Origin of the sequence: Mucilaginibacter sp. PAMC 26640, assembly GCA_001596135.1 — a bacterium.
Taxonomy (GTDB): Bacteria; Bacteroidota; Bacteroidia; order Sphingobacteriales; family Sphingobacteriaceae; genus Mucilaginibacter.
In genome coordinates this window covers 2,627,376-2,650,047 of record CP014773.1, presented here as the reverse complement: position 1 = coordinate 2,650,047, position 22,672 = coordinate 2,627,376, and the positions used below count along the sequence as shown (strand labels likewise).

At 44.2% G+C, this 22,672-nt stretch carries 14 protein-coding genes and 2 rRNA genes; 2 read left to right on the top strand and 14 right to left on the bottom strand.

All coding sequences use genetic code 11. The features are described from left to right. Positions 1 to 68: 68 nt before the first annotated feature. The 5 genes from A0256_11565 to A0256_11545 all read right to left on the bottom strand — a co-directional run bounded on the left by A0256_11565 (position 69) and on the right by A0256_11545 (position 8,472). Positions 69 to 1,613 (bottom strand): glycan metabolism protein, encoded by a 1,545-nt coding sequence (locus tag A0256_11565; GenBank protein AMR34520.1) that lies wholly within the window; start codon positions 1,611 to 1,613, stop codon positions 69 to 71. Positions 1,614 to 1,626: 13 nt separating this feature from the next. Beyond that, on the bottom strand, positions 1,627 to 4,656 hold the full coding sequence (locus tag A0256_11560; GenBank protein ID AMR32010.1) for a hypothetical protein: 3,030 nt from the start codon (positions 4,654 to 4,656) through the stop codon (positions 1,627 to 1,629). Between the two features lie 439 nt (positions 4,657 to 5,095). Next, positions 5,096 to 6,709, bottom strand: coding sequence for a hypothetical protein (locus A0256_11555; protein ID AMR32009.1), 1,614 nt, complete (start codon positions 6,707 to 6,709; stop codon positions 5,096 to 5,098). 387 nt (positions 6,710 to 7,096) lie between these two features. Next, complete coding sequence (locus A0256_11550; GenBank protein AMR32008.1) at positions 7,097 to 7,624, bottom strand: adenine phosphoribosyltransferase; 528 nt, start codon at positions 7,622 to 7,624, stop codon at positions 7,097 to 7,099. Beyond that, a complete protein-coding gene (locus A0256_11545; protein AMR32007.1) occupies positions 7,621 to 8,472 on the bottom strand; it encodes a hypothetical protein in 852 nt (283 codons plus the stop codon). The genes A0256_11550 and A0256_11545 overlap by 4 nt, the downstream gene beginning before the upstream one ends. Before the next feature lie 61 nt (positions 8,473 to 8,533). Between A0256_11545 and A0256_11540 the strand changes: the two genes are divergently transcribed. After that, positions 8,534 to 10,288: a hemolysin gene (locus tag A0256_11540; GenBank protein AMR32006.1), complete on the top strand. Its 1,755-nt coding sequence runs from the start codon at positions 8,534 to 8,536 to the stop codon at positions 10,286 to 10,288. Between the two features lie 188 nt (positions 10,289 to 10,476). Here the strand turns inward: A0256_11540 and A0256_11535 are convergent, their stop codons facing one another. From A0256_11535 to A0256_11505, 7 genes are all read right to left on the bottom strand, one after another. Next, positions 10,477 to 10,962 carry a hypothetical protein gene (locus A0256_11535; GenBank protein AMR34519.1) on the bottom strand — a complete coding sequence of 162 codons (486 nt, stop codon included), beginning with the start codon at positions 10,960 to 10,962 and terminating at the stop codon, positions 10,477 to 10,479. A 106-nt stretch (positions 10,963 to 11,068) separates the two neighbouring features. Continuing rightward, positions 11,069 to 12,634, bottom strand: coding sequence for a ribonuclease Y (locus A0256_11530; GenBank protein AMR32005.1), 1,566 nt, complete (start codon positions 12,632 to 12,634; stop codon positions 11,069 to 11,071). Between the two features lie 312 nt (positions 12,635 to 12,946). Continuing rightward, entirely contained in the window at positions 12,947 to 13,240 is a 294-nt protein-coding gene (locus tag A0256_11525; GenBank protein AMR32004.1) for a cell division protein ZapA, read from the bottom strand. Between the two features lie 21 nt (positions 13,241 to 13,261). After that, positions 13,262 to 13,552, bottom strand: coding sequence for a hypothetical protein (locus tag A0256_11520; protein AMR32003.1), 291 nt, complete (start codon positions 13,550 to 13,552; stop codon positions 13,262 to 13,264). A 120-nt stretch (positions 13,553 to 13,672) separates the two neighbouring features. Continuing rightward, on the bottom strand, positions 13,673 to 16,072 hold the full coding sequence (locus A0256_11515) for a phenylalanine--tRNA ligase subunit beta (protein AMR32002.1): 2,400 nt from the start codon (positions 16,070 to 16,072) through the stop codon (positions 13,673 to 13,675). Positions 16,073 to 16,262: 190 nt separating this feature from the next. Further along, a complete protein-coding gene (locus A0256_11510) occupies positions 16,263 to 16,490 on the bottom strand; it encodes a hypothetical protein (protein ID AMR32001.1) in 228 nt (75 codons plus the stop codon). A 114-nt stretch (positions 16,491 to 16,604) separates the two neighbouring features. Further along, on the bottom strand, positions 16,605 to 17,303 hold the full coding sequence (locus A0256_11505; protein AMR32000.1) for a hypothetical protein: 699 nt from the start codon (positions 17,301 to 17,303) through the stop codon (positions 16,605 to 16,607). A 448-nt stretch (positions 17,304 to 17,751) separates the two neighbouring features. Here A0256_11505 and A0256_11500 point away from each other — a divergent pair, with 448 nt between their 5' ends. Further along, positions 17,752 to 18,969: a hypothetical protein gene (locus A0256_11500; protein AMR31999.1), complete on the top strand. Its 1,218-nt coding sequence runs from the start codon at positions 17,752 to 17,754 to the stop codon at positions 18,967 to 18,969. A 281-nt stretch (positions 18,970 to 19,250) separates the two neighbouring features. On the opposite strand, the gene rrf is transcribed toward A0256_11500, so the two are convergent. After that, positions 19,251 to 19,362: ribosomal RNA gene (gene rrf / locus A0256_11495) — 5S ribosomal RNA — on the bottom strand. A gap of 299 nt (positions 19,363 to 19,661) precedes the next feature. Continuing rightward, a 23S ribosomal RNA gene (locus tag A0256_11490) occupies positions 19,662 to 22,545 on the bottom strand. Positions 22,546 to 22,672 lie beyond the last annotated feature (127 nt).

Below are 22,672 nucleotides of genomic sequence, written 5' to 3'. Positions count from 1 at the left end.
AAAAACAAACGTAGCGAATTACTTCGCTACGTTCATAATCAAATATAAATCCTAAAAAATTGCGTTAATTAGTAACCCGCGTTCTGTTTCAGATTAGGGTTGGTATCCACCGCGCGCTGAGGAATTGGGTATATCGTACGGGATTTGTCCGACGCGTTAGCACGCTGATCAACCGGATCGTTGAATTTCTCGAAACGGATCTGGTCATTTCTTCTCCAGCCTTCCCAGTACAACTCACGGCCGCGCTCTGCAAGCATTAATGCAGGATCAACAGCTGCAACAGCTGTTGCACCGCGCGGTACACGTACCGCGTTAACTATCGATACCGCAGTTTGACCATTCGGATCGGTACCACCGCGCATAATGGCCTCTGCTTTTTCTAATAATACATCTGCATAACGCAAGATCACGTAATCGTTTGATGTGTTATCATCATTAACTGTGTTGTTTGCAGATGGCTGTGGGAAATATTTAAATACCCTGATACCCTGCGCCTCCGTAGAGAAATTTAAGTTAACATCCGGAGTAAAAACAAGTGGTTTACCACTACGCTGGGTTAAAGCTTTGCCACCTGGACCAAATTGCTGACCAACTGCAAATCCTGCCCTTAATCCAACTTTGTCGGTTAATCCGGGGTAAGCTACACCTCTACGCTCATCGTTTGCATCAAATGAATTGTAGAAATCTGCAAGGGTAGTAAATCCGTTCCAGCCATCTGGTGTTTGGTTGTAGTGCAAGCCCATTCTCCAGCGGTTTTTAGCGGAAGCAGGAGCATTTGTTGTAGTGTTATAAAAACCAAAAATATTACCATGAGATTGCTCTGTGTTATCCCACGCAAAATCCTGGAAGTATTTACCGGCAGGCTCTAAAGTGTAGCCCGCTGCAGTAACCGCATTTGCATACTGAATAACCTTATCCATATCTGCTTTAGCAAATGTGAAAGGGCCACCAACCGCCGACGCGGTGTAAACGGCTTTGTTAAGGTAAACCTTAGCCAATAATGCCTGTGCTGCTGCTTTATTAGCTACACCAATGTTGGCAGATGTTGCAGGCAGGTTTGCTTCAGCAAACTCAAGGTCTGTTATAATGAAAGCTGTAGCCTCTGTGCGGCTGAATACTTTTGGTACAGATGCAACCGGCGCATCAGCTTCCCTAAATGGCGCCTGGCCGTAAAGGTCAACGATCTGGAACATGAAGTAGGCACGTAAAAATCTCGCCTGTCCTTCAATGTTTTTATCGGCTGCTTTAGCAATTACCTGGGTAGCACGAAATACACCGATATTCAACTGATCCCAGGTATCATTCACCTGATTATGAGTCGCTGTCCAGGTGTGGGTGTGCAGCTTACGCCAGGTACCAAAATCTCCCCAGTCTGTACCGCGGGTTGGGCCCATCATCTCATCAGTTGAATGCTCTTGCAATGCATAAGTGTTTGCCTGATCTGTTTGGCCGTACAATTGCGAGTAAACCCCATTTAAATCTGCAGAACCTGCCGCTGCATTAGGATCTTTTAATGACTTCGATCCGTAAAGTTTTTCATCCAATTTTGCACAGCCGGCGGCAGTAAAAAGAACCAATCCGCACAAAACTGCTCTTGTCGCTATTTTTTTCATACTAATATTTTTTTTAGAAACTTGCATTTAAACCAAATGTGAATATACGCGCCTTTGGATATGATGTATAATCAATACCACGTGATGCAACTTCGTTCCTGGATTTGTCAGTGTTAACTTCAGGATCCAAACCAGAATAACTGGTGATCAGGAAAAGATTCTGACCAGTTACCGATACGCGCAATGTTTTGAAGGCACCGCCTTTAACCGGGAAGGTATATCCTATTGATGCATTGCTTAATCTTAAGAAATCGCCTTTCTCTAAAAAGCGGGTTGATACCTCACCAGAGTTAAGCGGGCTTTCGTTGGTTGCAGCTACTTCTTTAGTTACGTTACGACCGCTTACAAGGTTGCCTTTGTAGAAGAAAGCATTTGCAGTATTGTTGTAGATCTGGAAGCCGGTTGCAGCGTTCAGGAAAAAGCTTAAGTTCCAGTTGCCGTAGTTAAAGTTGTTGGTTAAGCCTGCTGTAAATTTAGGGTTAGGGCTGCCTTGTGGAGTTAACACATCTATACCTTGTGGATAAATACCGAAACCGTTAGCATCCAAACCTGCATAGTTAGGTACGTTAAAGGTAAACAATGGCAGGCCGTTAGCAATCAGCTGTGCGTAGGCACCGGATAAACCCTGCCCGTCGACGTTGCCAGTTACGATGTTACGACCAACGAAGTTGCTTACTGTTGATTTGATAAACGTCATGTTGTAAGAGATATCCCAGGTAAATTTAGGCCCCTGTACAGCTGCGAAGTTTAAACCAAACTCAACGCCTTTGTTTGATACCTTAGCAGGCAAGTTCAAGTATACCCTTGATGACAAGGATGGCTGCGCGATATCCTGGAAGAACAAAAGATCTGTAACCGATTTGTTGAAATAATCAACAGAACCTGTCAATCTGCCTTTAACAATAGAGAAATCTAAACCAGCACCATAGGTGGTGTTTGCCTGCCATTTTAGGTTAGCATTACCCTGGTAAAAAGAGGCAACGGATGTTCCATCGAAATTCTGAATGTTATTTACATCCAAAGATGCGTACGATGGTATTTCCTGGTTACCTGTTTTACCGTAGTTTAACCTTAAGCTTAAATCATCAAACAAACCTTTACGCATAAAACTTTCGTTGCTTAAACGCCATTTGAAAGCCAATGCCGGGAAGTTACCATATTTGTTGTTTGAACCAAAACGGGTTGAACCGTCTCTCCTGATTGTACCGGTAATGATATAGCGGTCTTTGTAAGAGTAGTTAACACGTGCGAAGTAAGATTGCAACCTGTAGCTTGATGTATCACCAACTGCGTAAGGTAAATGAGTTTTGAAGTCATTGTAATCTTTAACCAAAACACCGGGCTGAGAAGTACCGAAACCAAATTCGTTACTGTTTCCGTTTTTAAAGGTTTGGTAAGAGTAACCCAATAAAGCTGTTAACGAGCTGTTATCCTTCCATTTTTTATCATAGTTTAAGGTATGCTCTGTAGTATAATTTCTTACTTTGTTATTCTGATAGATGGCGGTACCATTGCCTGTAGGCGATGGGAAGTTGGTTTGTCTTATACCGATAGCATCAGTGTAACCGATAACTTTAGGATCATAAAAAGTTTTTCTTAATCCTGTAGAGATATCTGCACCAAAGTTACCCTTGTAAGATAAGCCTTCGGCCAAACGCAGGGTCATGGTGAGGTTGTTTAAGAACCTGTTGATGTTATCTCTGTCATCTATTTGGTTTAATAATGATACCGGGTTACGGAAACTGTTACCGTTTGGATAACCATCAGAATTGTAGCCGTTAAGGTTAAATAAACGACCCTGATCATCATAAACAGGTGCTGTTGGGTTAAGCTGAAGAGCTGCACCAATCAAACTACCGTTAAAGCCTGCGTTGTTGGTAATAGGGGCAAATTGATCCTTCACATTTGAATAGGTAGACTGGAGATCAAATTTCAAACGTTCGTTGAAGAAAGATTTCCCAGCGTTGATACGTGCGTTTAAACGTTTAAGGCCAGAATTTTTAACGGTACCCTGTTGGTTGTCGTAGCCAACAGACGCACGGTAGCTGGCGGTATTGCTTGCGCCACCAAAACCAATGTTATAATTTTGAGAGATAGCGCTACGGAAGATCTGTTTCTGCCAATCTGTGTTGCCTCCGTAATCTACTCCGCCTGATGATGCAGGCCCCGCGTTAGCGCCAACAGCAGCAACTGCAGCTAAAAACTCGTCACGGCTAAGCAGATCGTACCGCTTTGCAGTCGAAGCAAGACTTGTTGTTGCCGAAAACTGAATGCCCTGGCCTTTACGGCCTTTCTTCGTTGTAATCAAAATTACACCATTTGCGCCACGTGAACCGTAAATGGCTGATGATGATGCATCCTTTAATACTGATATGTTCTCAATATCATTAGGGTTAAGGAATGCTAACGGGTTACGGGCAGATGAGTTACCTGCACCAACACCATAACCTCCTGCTGTACCACCACCCTGATCGATTGGAACACCATCAATAACATATAGCGGGCCATCGCCAGAGCGGATAGAACCGGCACCACGAATATTGATAGTGGCAGCTGCACCAGGTTCGCCACTTGACGGAGTTACCTGCACACCTGATATCCGACCTTGTAATAACTGATCTGGAGTAGCAATAACACCCTTGTTAAAGTCTTTAGGGCTTAAAGACGCTACTGAACCCGTCGCATCCCTTACCCTCTGGGTACCGTAACCGATTACAACAACCTCATTTAAGGCTGTGCTGGTGCCTTCCAGCGCCACGGCCAGGTAGGTTTTACCTTCAAGACTCACTGTTTGTGATTTGTAACCTACATAGTTGAAGGTTAAAACTGTTGTGGTTGCCGGTACAGATAATCTGAAAGTACCATCAACGCTTGTTTGGGTGCCGATGCCGCCCCCTGCTCCTACCGAAACGCCAATCTGTGGCGATCCATCTTTGTTGTCGGTTACCTTACCTGTGATCACTTTATTTTGAGCAAGCGCTGGCTCAAAAAAGAAGCAGGTTACAGCAAGAAAACATAAGGTGAGTAAGTGTTTAAATTGCATAGTTTGTGGTTTAATTAATAATTGGTTATAAAAAATTTAGTACAAGGCTCATCAGTAACAAATGCATAGCTGTAAGCGATAACTTACGCAGGCGTTTGGCAGTATAGCGTGCTTAAAGCACCAAAACACAAAATTTAAAATAGTACAGTATCTAATTGGTATGGCGGGAATTTAACCCTAAATGTGCAAAGCCTACAAGTTGTAACTTATTAAAGCGATATACATTTACACAAAGATGTGTGTCCTGCTGCTCATTCGCTAATCTTTTGAAGTATTGCTAAAAAAATATAGAAAAATATAAGATTATATTATTGATTATCAATTATTTAACTTTAATAAAAGAGGTAAAAATATAATACTTTTATAGCTAGTTCATATAAAAAAAGGTTCAAATAACGCTTGAAATAGTTTTTAAAACAGGATGATATTCCTATTTGATTTACTCTACGATATCAACAGCGGTGATATCCATTATTCGCTGCTCGAATTGTTCCGGACATTTCGATTTGGCCTTGATCCGCATTTTGTATACGTAGATAGTATTAACAGAATACTCCAGGATTTTAGCGATCGTTTCGTTATCATTTATTCCCATCTTGATCAATGCGAATATCCTCAGGTCGGTGTTTAATACTTCGTGTTCCTGCGGCCAGATCTGGTCTTTTTCTTCAAACTGTGAATTGAATGCGGAAATAAAATTGGGAAAGATCTTCAGAAAGATATGGTCGAAGCTGTGATACAGCACCTCGCGCTCTTTTTTGATATTAATGTTATTGATCAGCTGCCGGATATCGTCGTATTTTTTAATTGAAAGTTTGGTATCAACCGACATCTTTAATTTTTCCAGCTTTAAGATATATCCCGATATGATCTTGAAGAATTGCCCTATATACTCTTCCTTGATATGTGCATCCTCGCTTAGCTTATAATTTACTTGCTTAAGCTGCACGTTTTTATCTTCAATTATCCGCTCTTTATGCTTAAGCTTATCCAGCTGCTTATAAATCATCACCAAAAATAAGATCACCAGGGAGGCTAATGCGGTGATAGCCAGCAGATAGATCAATATCCGTTGCTTTTCACTTTCAGAATGGTTCAGTTCTTCGGCTGCCACCAAGGGCAGTATTGCGCCGATTTGTATTTTGCGCTGCCGGGCACCATAAAAATCTGCATCGGCTTTTGCCAGCTGCACAAATGCGTAGGCATCTTTCGTATTACCATTTTTATACAGCTGCTCGGCTAATGTAAAGAGCGCAACTGCTTCTTTGGTTGACGATTTCAGATCTGCAATTGCCGAATTGATTAATAACGGGATGGCCTCATCTCGCCGGTGATCACTTAAGTAGGTAAGTGCCAGCGAACAGTTGAGCATTGCGCGTAAGTGCATTGATATCGGCATACCGGATGTTAACAGCTTGTTCAGCTCATCGTCTTTTGAAACCGGGACACCCAACTGGGCGTTTTTTAAGCCGGTAAAATGCATCCATTCTACACTTCCTTTTTTTGTAAGGTTAATAGCCGAATCGATATATAAATTGCTCGCCTTCATGTAACCGGGCGCAAAATACTTATCATTATTATACTTACCCAAATCGCTGTTACAGCGGTACATGATAAAATAATACTCCATTTTCATAGAGTCGGTTAAAAGGGAAGCTTTTACACGACTCATACAATCAAAGGTTTCTTTAAACATGCCGGAGGAAAGCAGAATAAACCCAAGCTTTACCTGGCTATAATAAGCACGAGACATATCGTTCATGCTTACGCTTAAATCTTTGAGTTTGTTTACATATACGTAAGCAGAATCATACTGGTACGACTTGTACTCATCGTATAGTTTAAGGCAGAGATCGTACTGCGCGGAATAATCTGTAAACGAGGTCTTCTGTTGAAGTTTATTAAGGGATTTGATGCGTGCCTGCTTTGCACTGTCATAAATCTCTTTTTTGGCTATTTCGGCTTTGAGCTGATGAAGCAGGCTATCATTACCAGCCGAGAAGGCAAACGATGCTGTAAACAAACAGAAAGTTAACAGTAAAAATCCCCTCATAATATGGTATAGCTGGCGGATTAAAGTTAATAACTAAAATCTAAAGCCATAAATAATCAAGGGTGTTCCGGCGTTTTTGCTATTATGATGGCAAATATTAATTTTTATTATCGAGTACGAATTGAGGCTCAAAAACTATTTCGAAGTTTACAAATTGTCGCCTTCGGACGGACATTAAAACGAAAAGCCTAAAAAATCAGCCAGCACATGAACGGGCCGAACAAAAAAGATCTAATTTAAATATAATGAACAGATAAACAGATACTTAAATATTTATAAAATAGATTCCAGGCCGCTGTCAGTGCGCATTATAACTGTCATAAATACATAAATCAACTACTGAATTCTTCCCGTATTCTGAAAAAAACACCGGAGCTGGCTTAGTATTTAATAAGCTGCGAGGACTATTATTTTATCACTTACCGGTGATATCTTTTCCAGACCGTTTAAAAAACCAAGGCCAATTACAAAAGTGAAACCCGCAACAATACCACCCATTTCCTGGATAAGTTCACTCGCTGCCATAACGGTACCACCGGTGGCTAATAGGTCATCGTGGATTAGGATATGGTCGCCGGGTTTAAAGGCATCTGTATGTAATTCTATAGTAGCTGTGCCGTACTCCAGCTCATATACTTTTTGCTTCACCGTATGCGGCAACTTACCCGCTTTGCGTACCGGGACAAACGGCACACCTAATTTTGTAGCCAGTATAAGCCCGAACAAAAAGCCCCGGCTCTCCACTCCTGCTATCGCATCGATTTTCGTACCCTTTAAACCTTCAACAAATGCGTTAACAATCCCTTCGCACAAAGCAGGATCTTTCAATATTGGGGTGATATCTTTAAAAACAATGCCTGGTTTAGGGAAATCGGGAATATCGCGGATGACGGCCTTTATTTGCTGCTGAATCATTTATAACTAATGTAAGGTTCAATTTTACGCAAAATTCCTTCATCTACGATGGCTATATTCTTTAAATCAGCCATCGCACTGTAGTTGCCGTGCTGTTTACGGTATTCTATAATGGCATTTACCTGTTTGTAGTTTAGGTAGGGCATTAGCCGCAACTGATCGAAAGTAATGGTGTTGATTGCTATCTTTTTTATGCGCCTTGGATCAACCTTTACCAGGCCCTTTAATTCATTATACTTTAGCTCATCAAAGCCGAACACCTCCTTTAACTGTTCTTTATTAACGAACCCGCCAAGCCGCTCCCGGTAATAAATAATGCGTGTGGCAAAGGAAGGGCCAATGCCGTTGAGAGCGGTGAGTTTGGCCGAGTCGGCAGTGTTGAGCTCTACAACCTCGGCGATGGGCATTTCTACGGCGCTTATTTGCATATATGGCGCAAGCGCTTTGTAGTTGCTATCAGCAATTCCGTAGATCTTCTTGAAGTCGGCAGCCTTGTAAAACCTGCCGCCCTTCGCGTGGTAATGCTGTATAGTTGTGATCTGTTTATCCGTAAGGCCCAGCATTTTCCATCTGTCGGCCGGTAAATTATTGGGATCGAACTTAAAATAAAGGGGCTTGCTTAAATTATGCGCCGCGGAATTGTTACCGGCCGAAAAACTGCCCGGGTTAGCTTTCTTCAACTGCAAAACAGCCTCGTTGAACTCTTTGATGTTAATTGTGCTATCTTTGTGATACCATTGATAAGCGTAAGGCGCAGCTAAAATTGCAACTATCAAAATAACCAGCACAAGCATACCGTTCCATTCTTTTTTGGTAAGGGACATGTAATTTTTAATCTGCGCTTTCATATCAACACTTTGCAACCGTTAAAGTAATAATTTTAACCACATTTACTTCGCTAAAAACAGGATGAAAATAATAACCACCGAGGAGTTCGCCAAAGCCACTAAACTGGATAAATTGAAAATGCCCGGCCTGGCGTCGTTCCTGATGGAGTTGATGAAGATTAACCAGGTAAACGACCTATTTGCCCAGGCTCAGCCAAAGCAGGGGCCTGATTTTGTTGATGCCATTTTAAAAGGTTGCGGCATCGAAATAGACTTTGACGAAAAAGAACTGAAGAATATCCCTAAAGACGGCGCTTTTATAGCAATAGCCAATCACCCCTATGGTGGTATTGAAGGCATGGTGTTACTAAAGATACTTTGCATGGTTAGGCCGGATGCCAAGCTAATGGCCAATTTCCTGCTAAAGAAGATCCCCAACCTGTCCGATTACTTCATCGCTGTTAACCCATTTGAGAACGTAGAACACTCCTCCAGCATCAGCGGCTTAAAAAATACGCTGGAGCTGCTGCATAGCGGCACGCCCATAGGCATTTTCCCGGCCGGAGAGGTATCTACCTTTAAAATGGAAAAACAAGAGATCACCGACCGCCTATGGCACCCTGTAGTGGGTAAGATCATCGCTAAAGCTAAGGTGCCGGTTGTACCGATATATTTCCATGGCAATAATGGCCTGCTGTTTAACCTGCTGAGCCTTATTCACCCGGCGTTGCGCACTGCCAAGCTCCCTTCTGAATTGTTTAACAAACAAGGGCGAACGATTAAACTCCGGATCGGCAAACCGATCAAGGTGGCTGATATTCCGGACAATAACAATGCTACTAAAGTGCTTAATTTTCTCCGGGCCAAAACTTATGCGCTGGGTGCCGGGCTTGAGGAAGAGAAGAAGATCTTTAGCCCGCGAAACCTGTTCCGGGTAAAAAAATTACCCGAAGCCATTGTGCCGGAAACGATGGCCGATAAGCTGGAGGCAGAGATCGCTCCCCTCCGCGACCACTATAAAATTTGGACTGAGAAAAACTATGAGGTATTTATTGCCCCAACTTCTGCCATTCCGTGCACTATCCGCGAGATAGGCCGCCTGCGGGAAGTTACCTTTCGGGAGGTAGGCGAGGGAACCAACAAAGCAACCGACCTGGACGAATATGATATTTATTATCACCACCTGTTTATTTGGGACGTAGACGCCAAAATGATTGTTGGCGCTTACCGCATTGGGCTCGGCGATGAGATCTTTTACAGCGTTGGCAAAAAAGGTTTCTATATTAACGAACTGTTTAAATTAAAAGAGCAATTCACCCCGGTATTAAAGAAGAGCCTGGAACTGGGCCGTTCGTGGATCCGTAAGGAATACCAGCAAAAACCCCTGCCCCTCTTCCTGCTTTGGAAAGGTATTTTAAAATACCTGATAGATAACCCGCGCTACCGTTACCTTATCGGGCCTGTAAGTATCAGCAATTCATTCTCCAAGTTCTCTAAATCGCTTATTGTTGATTATATCAACCGTAACCATTTTGACCATGATCTGGCGCAGTATGTTAAGCCCCGTAAAAAGTTTAAAGTTGATTTTGATAACATTGATACCGACCTGCTGATGAGCGGCGGAGATAGCTTTAAAGGACTGGATAACCTGATCTCCGAAGTGGAAACGCATAATATGAAGGTACCCGTGCTGCTACGCCAATACATCCAGCTCAACGCAAAAATTATCAGCTTTAATATCGACCCCAAATTTGCTGATTGCCTGGATGGGTTCCTCGTATTGGATCTGGAAAAAGTACCGCAGGATATTTTGGAGAAGCTGGGTAAAAACCTGTAATCGGGCTAAAGCTGTTTTTTCGGTTGATGATTTGATTGGGGGCCCGGACCCATCCTGTGATGGTGAGCATGTAGAACCATTCATCATACTTCGAGTGCTTGCCATTTGCCAAGGCGTTAACTTGTCCTGAAGGTTGTTGGTGAAAAGACCAACAACGGTGGAAATAATCGCTTCTACGTCGTTATTTCCTAATACCTCCAGCCCAGTCTTTTGAACAAACTGTACAGCACCCATATGGGGGTAATTAATACCAGCTGCGTATCATCCTTAAAAGATGCAGGATTGCCTTCTTGCTTACTGCCCAAATACTGGCCAAGCCACGCAATTGCCAACAGCAAGGTACCCATCCAGATGAGCGGTATACCACCTGCCAGCTCCCACGCAGCCAGCAGCGATACGCCATAGCTTAAACCGAACAGCAGGATCAGCATGGTATAAGATAATATTGGTGAAAGCTTTAAGGTGTAGTACACACAAAAAGCAATTAAAAACGAAGCCCAGTTAAACATGCCGTTGTAACTGCCTATAAATTTTAGGTATGGAAATGGGATAGCCCAGGTAATGGCCAACAATGCAAATAACATTAACGGTACGCAGATATAATGCAGCAGTCTGTTAGTTGCGTTTTTGTGGCTCGCATCCAGCCGGCTAAAAAAAACATCAACGGGGCGCATATCTTCCTTTTTTTGAAGGATGGGCCGGATTGTATTGGGGTTGGGTTTTGCCATAAAATAAAAAAAGCCCTCTCTGTTTGGGAGAGGGCTCAAATTTAAGCTTTATTTATTTTGCAAACGCCACCGAACGGGTTTCCCTTATCACGGTAACTTTTATCTGGCCCGGGTAGGTCATTTCTGTTTGGATCCGGTTAGAGATATCTGCCGCAAGTATTTCGCTTTGGGCATCGCTTATCTTTTCACTTTCAACAACAACGCGCAATTCGCGGCCGGCCTGGATAGCAAAGGTTTTCTCCACCCCAGGATACGACAAAGCAAGCTCCTCCAGGTCTTTTAAACGCTTGATGTAACTTTCTACCACTTCGCGGCGTGCACCCGGCCTTGCGCCTGAAATCGCATCACAAACCTGTATGATCGGCGACAGCATCGACGTCATTTCCACTTCATCGTGGTGGGCGCCGATAGCGTTACAAACTTCCGGGTGTTCTTTATATTTTTCAGCCAATTGCATACCTAAAATTGCGTGTGGCAATTCCGGGTTGTCATCTGGCACCTTACCAATATCGTGCAATAAGCCTGCGCGTTTCGCCAGCTTTACATTCAAACCTAGCTCTGCCGCCATAGTAGCGCAGAAGTTGGCTACCTCGCGCGAGTGTTGTAACAGGTTTTGTCCGTAAGATGAACGGTAGCGCATCCTGCCCACCATACGGATCAGTTCCGGGTGCAGGCCGTTAATGCCCAGATCGATCACGGTACGTTCGCCTATCTCAACAATCTCCTCCTCTATCTGCTTCCGGGTTTTAGCAACCACTTCCTCAATACGTGCCGGGTGGATCCTTCCGTCTGTTACCAAACGGTGCATGGCCAAACGGGCAATCTCGCGGCGCACAGGGTCAAAACCAGATAAGATGATGGCCTCGGGGGTATCATCTACAATGATCTCGATACCGGTTGCTGCTTCCAGCGCACGGATATTACGGCCTTCCCTGCCGATGATGCGGCCCTTGATCTCATCATTCTCAATATTGAAGATAGATACGGTATTTTCAATAGCGCTCTCTGTAGCCGTACGCTGAATGGTTTGGATGACGATCTTTTTAGCTTCTTTACTGGCTGTTAACTTTGCTTCGTCAACAATATCTTTGATTTGAGCCATCGCTTTGCTGCGGGCTTCTTCGCGCAAATTATCAATCAGCTGGTTCTTAGCTTCTTCAGCGCTTAACCCGGCAATGTTTTCCAGCTCCACAACATGCTGATTTTTAATATGCTCAACTTCTTCCTGTTTTTTTACCAGGGTTTCGGTTTGTGCATCTAACTTTTTACGGGAATTATCCAGCTCAGATTCCTTACGGTTAAGGTTCTCCAGTTTTTGATTAAACGACTGCTCTTTTTGTTTGATACCATTTTCGCGCTGGTTCAGCGTGTTATTTTTGGCATTTACTTCCTGCTCATGTTCAGCTTTCAACTGCAGGAATTTTTCCTTAGCTTCCAGCTGGCGGTTCTTTTTCAGTATCTCGGCGTTATTTTCGGCGTCTTTTAAGATCTTCTTAACTTTATTCTGGGCGTTTACTTCCTGGTCTTTAAACAGTTTCCTAAGCAGGAAACGGCCTATAACAATGCCCGTTGGCACTCCCACGAGGAGACCAATTATCAAGTACAAATATGAATTCATTTTTTAGGTTATATAAAATAAAAAAACCGCAACTAAACTTCTAAGTGTCATGTATTGTTAAAACTTCTTGTCGGATGGGTCGGGATCACGGGTTACCGTTAAATACACGATCAACGCATGCCGCTTTGGATCCGAAGATATTGAAGCGTTAAGTTTTTAATAGTGAAACTTAAAATTTAACTGCGGTTAAATCTTAATAGCTCGTTTGAAGCGGAAAACTAAAAGCTGAAAGACTAAAGCTGAAAGCCCTTTTACCTGCTTTATGCTTTTACCTTTTGGCCCTATGCTCTTTCTGCTCTATTTTAAAGAACGTTATTGTTTAGAAAAAAACTCGGTCAGTAAATGATCCAACTGATAAACCTTTTCGGTTACTTCAGAATCATCCGTAGTAACTTTTTTATCAGCTTTTAATGATGATGTTGCGTAGTGCAACACACACATCGAAAGCAAATCCTGTTTATCGCGTACCGCATAGTTCTCCTGATACTCTTTTATGCGGTCATTGATCAGCTTGGCTGCCCTTCTTATTATCTCTTCCTCTTCCATGTTCACCTTCAAGGGGTAAACGCGGTCGGCAATATTTATTTTTATTGAGATTTCTCCCATTTGAGCTTTTCACTTTTTGTATTACTTTTTCAGCAATACAATACACTTATCTATTTCCTGCACAAAGTCGTTAATTTTTTGCTTAATGTCAACACTTTTTTCATTTGTTTCTGAAAATGATTTTGCCACTTTCAATACACGAAGCTTCTCTTCCAGGTCTTTCGTCTTACTGGTACTGGCTTTAAGGGCCACATTCAGGGCCTCGCTTTCCAGTTTCAGCAAGTCGTTTTCTTCCTGTAAAGCAGTACAAAGCTCAATTAAACGCTCGGTTTTATATACAACTTTTGTTAATTGTTCTGCTACTGAAGGCATTCTTTATGAGTGATTTATTAAATTAGTGTTTACTTAAGCAATTAGTGAATTAGTAATTGAGTGAGTTAGTGATTTCGTGTGATTTTTCAATCGCTCATCACCAATTCAATCCTTCACTAATTATTTTCTGATCTCCGCTCCTGCTTCTTTGTCTAAATTATAAATTAATTTCTGCATAGTTGCATCAATCGCTTTATCGGTTAAAGTTTTTTCCGTGTCCTGTAATATAAAACTCAGCGCGTATGATTTCTTACCCGCCGGCAGCTTATCGCCCACATACACATCAAAAACATTTACCTCTTTTAATAATTTCTTATCGGTTTTGGCAGCTATTTGTTTCAACTGCCTAAAGGTAACTGACTTATCCACCAGCATACTCAAATCGCGCCTTACCGCCGGGAACTTGCTCACTTCCTGATACACGATCACGTTCTTTCGAACCAGTTTCAAAATGGCATCAAAATCAAAGTCGGCATAAAAAACTTCCTTATCCACATCGGCCTTTTTTAAAGCTGTTGCTGCTACCGAACCGAACGTTACCAGCACCTTGTTACCCCGCAGGTATTGCAGCCCGTAAGCCAAACCCGCTGCAGTATGATCAGCGGTGGTATAATCAGTTATGTTGAGTTTTTTGAGGATCCCATCAACTACCGCTTTTAGGCTGTAAAAAGATGTGGCTACTGCCTTGCCGTTCCATTGCTCAGCTTTGAATGCGCCGGTGATAAAAATAGAAAAGCGCTGAGACTCCACATATTTTTCTTCAACAAAGCTATAGATCTTGCCAAACTCATAAAGTTTTAAATCGGCTGCCTTGCGGTTACTGTTGTAATTAACAGTTTCCAATCCAGAGTAAAGCATACTCTGGCGCATCACATCCAGATCGCTGCTTAACGGGTTCAAAATTTTCACGGCATGTTCCAAATCGTCCGAGTAGGTTGATTTGGTAAGCGAGTTGTTCATGATCTCGTTGAAACCATTTGCACTCAACAAATCAGCAATAGCATTTTGTACCGTATCGCGCTCCGGGCGGATGGAGTTATTCAATGATGCCCTGATCTGGGTAGGGATCTCGATGTTATTGTAGCCGTAGATCCGCAGAATCTCCTCCACAATATCCACCTCCCGCGTTACATCAACCCGGTAAGGCGCCACTTTTAAGCTTAAGCCTTCCTCTGTTTCCGTTACAATGGTAATATCCAGTCCCTTTAAAATGCTTTTGATCTCCTCGTGACCGATAGCTTTACCGATCAGCCGGTCGATGTTTTTGTACGATACACTGATCTCGAAAGGAGCAACCGGGTTAGGGTAATGATCGAATATCTCCGAAGAGATCACCCCGCCCGCCACCTGTTGTATCAACAAAGCGGCACGCTTCAGCGCAAAAACCGGCATATCCGGGTCGGTGCCACGCTCAAAACGGAACGAAGCATCGGTTTTTAAACCATGCCTTTTTGCTGTTTTACGTACCGATACCGCGTTGAAATAAGCGCTCTCTAAAAAAATGCTGGTATTTGCCTCGTTAACGCCGCTTTTGGCACCGCCAAACACGCCGGCAATACACATCGGCTCCTCTGCATTGCAAATCATCAGGTCGTCTGCACTTAGCTTACGGTCGGCATCATCCAGCGTTTTAAATACCGTGCCTTCCGCTACCGTTTTTACAATCACCTTATTACCGGCAATGGCTGCTGCGTCAAAAGCATGCAAGGGCTGCCCAAGTTCATGCAGCACATAATTGGTAACATCCACTACATTATTGATACTGCGTACACCAATCACCGCCAAACGTTCTTTAAGCCATTGGGGCGATTCAATTACTTTAATACCTGTGATGGTTAAACCGGCGTACCTTGGGGCAGCCTGTTCATTCTCAACAATTACCTCAAAAGCTTTATTGTTATTATCCACTTTAAAGGCAGAAACATCTGGTTTGGTGATGCCAATTTTCAAGAAAGCGGCAACATCCCTTGCCGTACCCAAATGCGATACTGCATCGGCCCGGTTTGGTGTAAGCCCAATTTCGTATAGGTAGTCATCATTCAGCTTAAAATAATCTTTAGCAGCGGTGCCTACCTTTGCATCAGCATCCAGCACCATAATACCTGCATGATCGGTACCCAAACCTATCTCATCCTCGGCACAGATCATCCCTTCGGATGCTTCTCCCCTTATTTTTGATTTGCTTATTTTAAACGGCTCGCCAACGGTGGGGTAAATGGTGGTGCCTACAGTTGCCACCACAACTTTTTGCCCGGCAGCCACATTATGCGCCCCGCAAACAATTTGCAATGGCTCAACGCCGCCCACATCAGTTTTAGTGATGTGCAGGTGATCGCTGTTGGGGTGGCTGACACATTCCACTACGTAACCTATCAGCAAGCCTTCCAATCCACCGGGGATGGCTTGTACCTTGTCCAGGCTTTCCACCTCCAAACCCGTACCTGTGAGTATCGTTGAGATCTCTTCGGGGGTTTTATCCGTATCAATAAATTCTTTAAGCCAGTTGTAAGATATCTTCATGATTGCCGAATGATAATCGGCAAAGATACAATTTAGGGGGAAAGGTAAAAGGCGAAAGGGAAAAGGATTTTTTGGATTGCGTAATGCAACTCAAAAACGTACTGAAACAGCGAGGAACGAAGCATTCTCAACCTGGCAGGTGTAGAGTTTGCTTCGTCCCTCGCAATAACGCTTAAAAAATTGCGTCTGTTTAATCTTCGTCAGAATTGTCACCGTCCTCATCCAGGTTCAGGGTGTACGATGGCTCGGCAGCGTCATAAGCCCGCTGGGCCTGTTGCGTTTCGTCGGTTTCGCCTATTGGCTCGTTCGTTTCATCGAAACCATTTGAGTGGATATCCTGCTGACTCATCTGGTCATCATTTTCGGTTTGGCTTAATTGATCGTCTTGTTCTAACTGATCATCTTCTGGCTCTATCATGATGCTGGTATTTTAGTTTGTTGAGATAGAACGCGCTTGTTAAGCCGTTGTTTTTATAATTTGCAATTTTAAAGCAGCGATTTACGATTGAAAGCTAAAAACTTGAAAAAAATATCACAAAATCTCCTCATCCTTGAAGCTAAAGTACCCGGCATCGCTGATGATGAGGTGATCCATCACTGCAATATCCAGCAGCCGGCCTGCATCTGCCATTTTTTTGGTGAGGAAAATATCTTCTTTACTGGGTCTTAAATTACCGGACGGATGGTTGTGCAATAATACAATGCTGCTGGCCTGGTGTTGTATGGCTGAATAATAGATCACTCGCGGGTCGGCAACGGTACCATTTAAGCCGCCTTTGCTGATGAGTTCCTTCGCTATTACTTTAGATGCTCGGCTCACCAGTATTATCCAGAACTCTTCATGACTCAGATCCATAAGGTGACGGCGCATGATATTGTAAATATCCTTGCTGCAGGTAATGGTATCGCGTGCTTTAAATTCGGTATCGCCCCGGCGCCTGCCTATTTCCAACGCGGCAATAATGCTGATGGCCTTGGCTTCGCCGATGCCTTTAAATTTGGAAAGTTCTGCAATAGAAGCTTTGCCGAGGTTATTAAGATCATTATCGTAATGGTGCAGGATGCGTTTGCTGAGCTCTACCGCAGTTTCATTGCGGCTGCCGCTACCAATAAGGATAGCAATAAGTTCGGCATCGGTAAGGGCACGGCGGCCTTGTCCGCTAAGCTTTTCGCGCGGACGATCTTCCTCCGCCCAACTTTTTATGCTTAAGTTACTACTATACGCTTCCATTGCAATAAAGGTTTAATCAGCCTAAAGTAGGCAATATACCGGAAGTAGTGAAAGGTTTTTTCGATACCTCAGATGGGAATGATAAAAAATACTGAGCACACGGGCAGGAACGTTGACGGCGGGGGGTGTGCGTGTCGGCAACCAGTCCTGTGGGGTCCTAAACAAGTTCGGGATGACGGCGGGGGTGTGTGCCGGCAACCTGTCCTGTGGGGTCCCGAAACAAGTTCGGGATGACGGCGAAAGTGCATATGCTGCGGGCCTGTCCTGTGGGGTCCCGAAACAGGTTCTGGATGACGGCGGGGGGGTGCTGGCTGGCAACCAGTCCTGTGGGTTCCCGAAACAAGTTCACTGTTGTCCGGTAAAACGATTTTTTGATAAAAGTTAAGGGGTAGTTTACAAGCTACCCCTTTGTTGTTGATATTTGAGTTACCACACTTAAACATTCAACATGGGCAAAAGTACTTTTTTTACCGGACAGCCGGTGCTGAATCAGCTGTTAAGTTTACTTGACCGTAATGGAATAAGGTCATTAGCCCGGCGCGGTGAGCATGACCGCTATTATCGTTATTTCGACACTTATACCCACCTGGTAACGATGCTTTATTGTGCTTTCAATAAATGCACCAGTAGTCGTGAAGTAGTGAGCGGCATGAAGGCCTGCCTGCATAAACTCAGCCATACGGGCGTTATTAAGTGTCCGGCGCGAAGCACTTTATGTGATGCCAATGCCGGGAGAAGTTTTGAGGTATTTGCCCGTATCTATGATCAGTTATACCGTCGTCATAAGCATCTTTTACCGGACAGCCGGTTGCGTATAGACCCAAAACTATTTATAGCTGATGCTTCTACCATCACGTTGTTTCAGCGAATATTAAATGCTCCAAGCCCGGGTAAGTTAGATGGCAGAAGAAAGGGCGGGATCAAGGTGCACACGTTGATCAATGCTGCGGACGATGTACCACTAAAGGTGAACTTTACCGCTGCCAGTGCCAATGATATGCCTTTTTTGAAAGAGATACACTTACAGCCAGGTTCATTCATCGTTTTTGATAAAGGCTATGTCAGTTACGCCCAGTATGAAAGATTCTGTAATGAGGGCGTATTTTTCGTTACAAGGCAGAAAAAAGATGCCCGTTACACCGTAACCACTGTCCATGAGTTGAGCGAACACAGTAAAGATGTGGGTGTAGTAGCGGATAGATCTCTCTTACAGGGAACACGGACTCAAAAAGAAGGCATCAAGCTAAAAGTCCGCGTAGTTACCTTTTTCGACAAGGAATCCGGCCGGACATTTGAGTTCCTGACCAACAACTTTTCTCTGCCTCCTGAAGTGGTAGCAGACATTTATAAAAAGCGATGGCTGATCGAGGTGCTTTTCAAACGGGTTAAACAGAACTTCCCGCTTAAATACTTCCTTGGCGATAATGAAAACGCCATTAAGATCCAGATATGGTGTGCTTTCATTGCTGATCTGCTCATCAAACTGGTACAGGTACAACTCAAAAGGAAATGGGCCTTTTCAAATCTAACGTCGATCATCAGGTTGCATTTGATGAGCTACATTCATTTGTTCGACTTCCTTAACAATCCCGAACGGCTGTCCGCAGTGTACGATCATGCCGAACAACTAAAACTGGGGGGCTTGGAAATTGGTTTTAAGACATGATCTACTCTGAAAGGCCTTAAATCGTAACTTTTTTTATTATTTGAGTTTTTACCGGACAATAGTGAAACAAGTTCGGGATGACGGCGGGGGGGGCATGCTGGCAACCCGTCCTGTGGGTAAGGAAACAAGTTCGGGATGACGGCGGGTGTAGGGAATGCATGCTGGGGGCGTGTCCTGTGGGGTTCCCGAAACAAGTTCGGGATGGCGGCGGGGGTATTAGTTGGAAAAAAGGGTATAAATAAAGAAACCCCCAAGCTTACGCAAGGGGGTTTAACTTTAAGATTGGGCACCGACCTACTCTCCCACATTTTACTGCAGTACCATCGGCTCTGGCGGGCTTAACTTCTCTGTTCGGAATGGGAAGAGGTGGACACCGCCGATATAGGCACCTGAATACCTTTTTGTTAGTATCAAGTAGTTAGTATCAAGTATCAAGACTTGATCTTAGCTACATCGCTAACGGTTTTTTATTTGTTTCTATCCATGCAGGGTAGTTATATCTTGATACTTGATACTAACTACTTGCTACTGATAGCAAACAATGACATATTATTGAAAGAAGTAAGTTTTAAGAGAAAACAACAGCTTTGTGTTGAGGTGTCAGAGGCAAGAGATCGGATTTCGGTCTTAGGATTGCTCCTGGTTCCCGGATCTTACGGTCTTGTATCTCTAACACCTTTAATTACCTGCTATGAGAAAGCTTCGGATTATTAGTATTACTCGGCTTTGATGTCACCACCTTTATACCTGTAACCTATCAACGTAGTAGTCTGCTACGATCCTCAATGGAAGTCTCATCTTGTGGCTAGTTTCGCACTTAGATGCTTTCAGCGCTTATCTATTCCCAACGTAGCTACTCTGCAATACAGCTGGCGCCATAACAGATTCACCAGAGGTTAGTCCAACCCGGTCCTCTCGTACTAAGGTCAGCCCCACTCAAACTTCCAACGCCCACAACAGATAGGGACCGAACTGTCTCGCGACGTTCTGAACCCAGCTCGCGTGCCACTTTAATGAGCGAACAGCTCAACCCTTGGGACCTTCTCCAGCCCCAGGATGTGACGAGCCGACATCGAGGTGCCAAACCTCCCCGTCGATATGAGCTCTTGGGGGAGATCAGCCTGTTATCCCCAGCGTACCTTTTATCCTTTGAGCGATGGCCCTTCCATGCAGAACCACCGGATCACTATATCCGTCTTTCGACCCTGCTCGGCTTGTCTGCCTCACAGTCAAGCAAGCTTATGCTATTGCACTCCGCGTACGGTTACCAAGCGTACTGAGCTTACCTTTGAAAGCCTCCGTTACCTTTTTGGAGGCGACCACCCCAGTCAAACTACCCGCCAAACAATGTTCGCCGTTTCCAGCGTTAGACACCAAATACAGAAAGGGTGGTATTTCAACGTTGACTAACATACTCCTGGCGAAGCATGATCACAGTCTCCCACCTATCCTACACATCCTGTATCCGATATCAATGTTAAGTTGTAGTGAAGGTGCATGGGGTCTTTCCGTCCCGTTGCGGGTAACCGGCGTCTTCACCGATACCACAATTTCACCGAGCTCATGGCTGAGACAGCGCCCAGATCGTTACACCATTCGTGCAGGTCGGAACTTACCCGACAAGGAATTTCGCTACCTTAGGACCGTTATAGTTACGGCCGCCGTTTACCGGGGCTTCGATTCAATGCTTCGAATTGCTCCTAACATCCCCTCTTAACCTTCCGGCACCGGGCAGGTGTCAGGCCATATACGTCATCTTTCGATTTTGCATAGCCATGTGTTTTTGTTAAACAGTCGCCTGGGCCTTTTCACTGCGGCTGATATTGCTACCAGCGCCCCTTCTCCCGAAGTTACAGGGCCATTTTGCCGAGTTCCTTAGCCATGATTCACTCGAGCACCTTAGGATCCTCTCCTCGACTACCTGTGTCGGTTTACGGTACGGGTTTTTATAACCTGAAGCTTAGCGGGTTTTCTTGGAAGTCTGATTACCTGAACTATTACCTTACCCGAAGGCTCAGTATACTATCAGCTTTCAGCAAGTCTGGCGTACTTAACTACCAAACCTATACCTACGGCCTTTAACGAACTATTCCGTCAGTTCGCGTCAGTGTCACTACTCCGTCACCGCATCGCAGTTATAAAAAGTACTGGAATATTAACCAGTTGTCCATCGGCTACGCCCTTCGGCTTCACCTTAGGCCCCGACTAACCCTGATCCGATTAGCGTTGATCAGGAAACCTTAGTCTTTCGGTGGGCGGGTTTCTCTCCCGCCTTATCGTTACTTATGCCTACATTTGCTTTTCTAATTCCTCCACAGTCAATTGTCTTTCCTGCTTCACCGGCAATTAGAATGCTCCCCTACCAGTATATCGTGAGATATAATCCATAGCTTCGGTATAACGCTTAATGCCCGTTTATTATCCATGCCCGATCGCTCGACTAGTGAGCTGTTACGCACTCTTTAAATGAATGGCTGCTTCCAAGCCAACATCCTAGCTGTCTGTGCAATCGGACCTCGTTAGTTCAACTTAGCGTTAATTTGGGGACCTTAGCTGATGGTCTGGGTTCTTTCCCTCTCGGCCATGGACCTTAGCACCCATAGCCTCACTGCAGTGTATATTATACAGCATTCGGAGTTTATCTGGATTTGGTAGGATTTGACTCCCCCGCACCCAATTAGTAGCTCTACCTCTGTATAACTTTACCACCACGCTGTTCCTAAAAACATTTCGGGGAGTACGAGCTATTTCCCAGTTTGATTAGCCTTTCACCCCTACCCACAAGTCATCCGGAAACTTTTCAACGTTTATCGGTTCGGTCCTCCAGTACCTGTTACGGCACCTTCAACCTGCTCATGGGTAGATCACAAGGTTTCGCGTCTACCTCCTCTGACTATACGCCCTATTCAGACTCGCTTTCGCTTCGGATCCGTGTCTTAAACACTTAACCTTGCCAGAGAAGAGTAACTCGTAGGCTCATTATGCAAAAGGCACGCCGTCACGGAACATGTCCGCTCCGACCGCTTGTAAGTACACGGTTTCAGGTTCTATTTCACTCCCCTGTTCGGGGTTCTTTTCACCTTTCCCTCACGGTACTGGTTCACTATCGGTCTCTCAGGAGTATTTAGCCTTACCGGATGGTGCCGGCAGATTCCCACAAGGCGTCTCCGACCTCGCGGTACTCAGGATACCACTATCCTATCATTCATTACCCGTACGCAGCTCTCATGCTCTATGGCCGGGTTTCCCACCCCGTTCCGGTTTTGTTTGATATTCATGTTGTGGTCCTACAACCCCGGATATGCCGTAACATATCCGGTTTGGGCTTCTTCCCTTTCGCTCGCCACTACTCAGGAAATCATTATTATTTTCTCTTCCTCTGCTTACTTAGATGTTTCAGTTCAGCAGGTTTGCGCATATTTGCAACTAATCTTCAATTAGTTAGGTTTCCCCATTCAGAAATCTGCGGATCAATTCATATTTGCTGATCCCCGCAGCTTATCGCAGCTTATCACGTCTTTCATCGCCTCTGAGAGCCAAGGCATCCCCCGTGTACCCTTTCTTACTTTCTTCTATACTTGTGATGCTTTTGCTCACCACTGTATGCTTTTTGATTATGCTGCCGTTTATCGTATCAAGTAGTTAGTATCAAGTAGCAAGACCGAAGTCCTGGTTACCTTTCAACCTTCCGTTGATCTTTTAA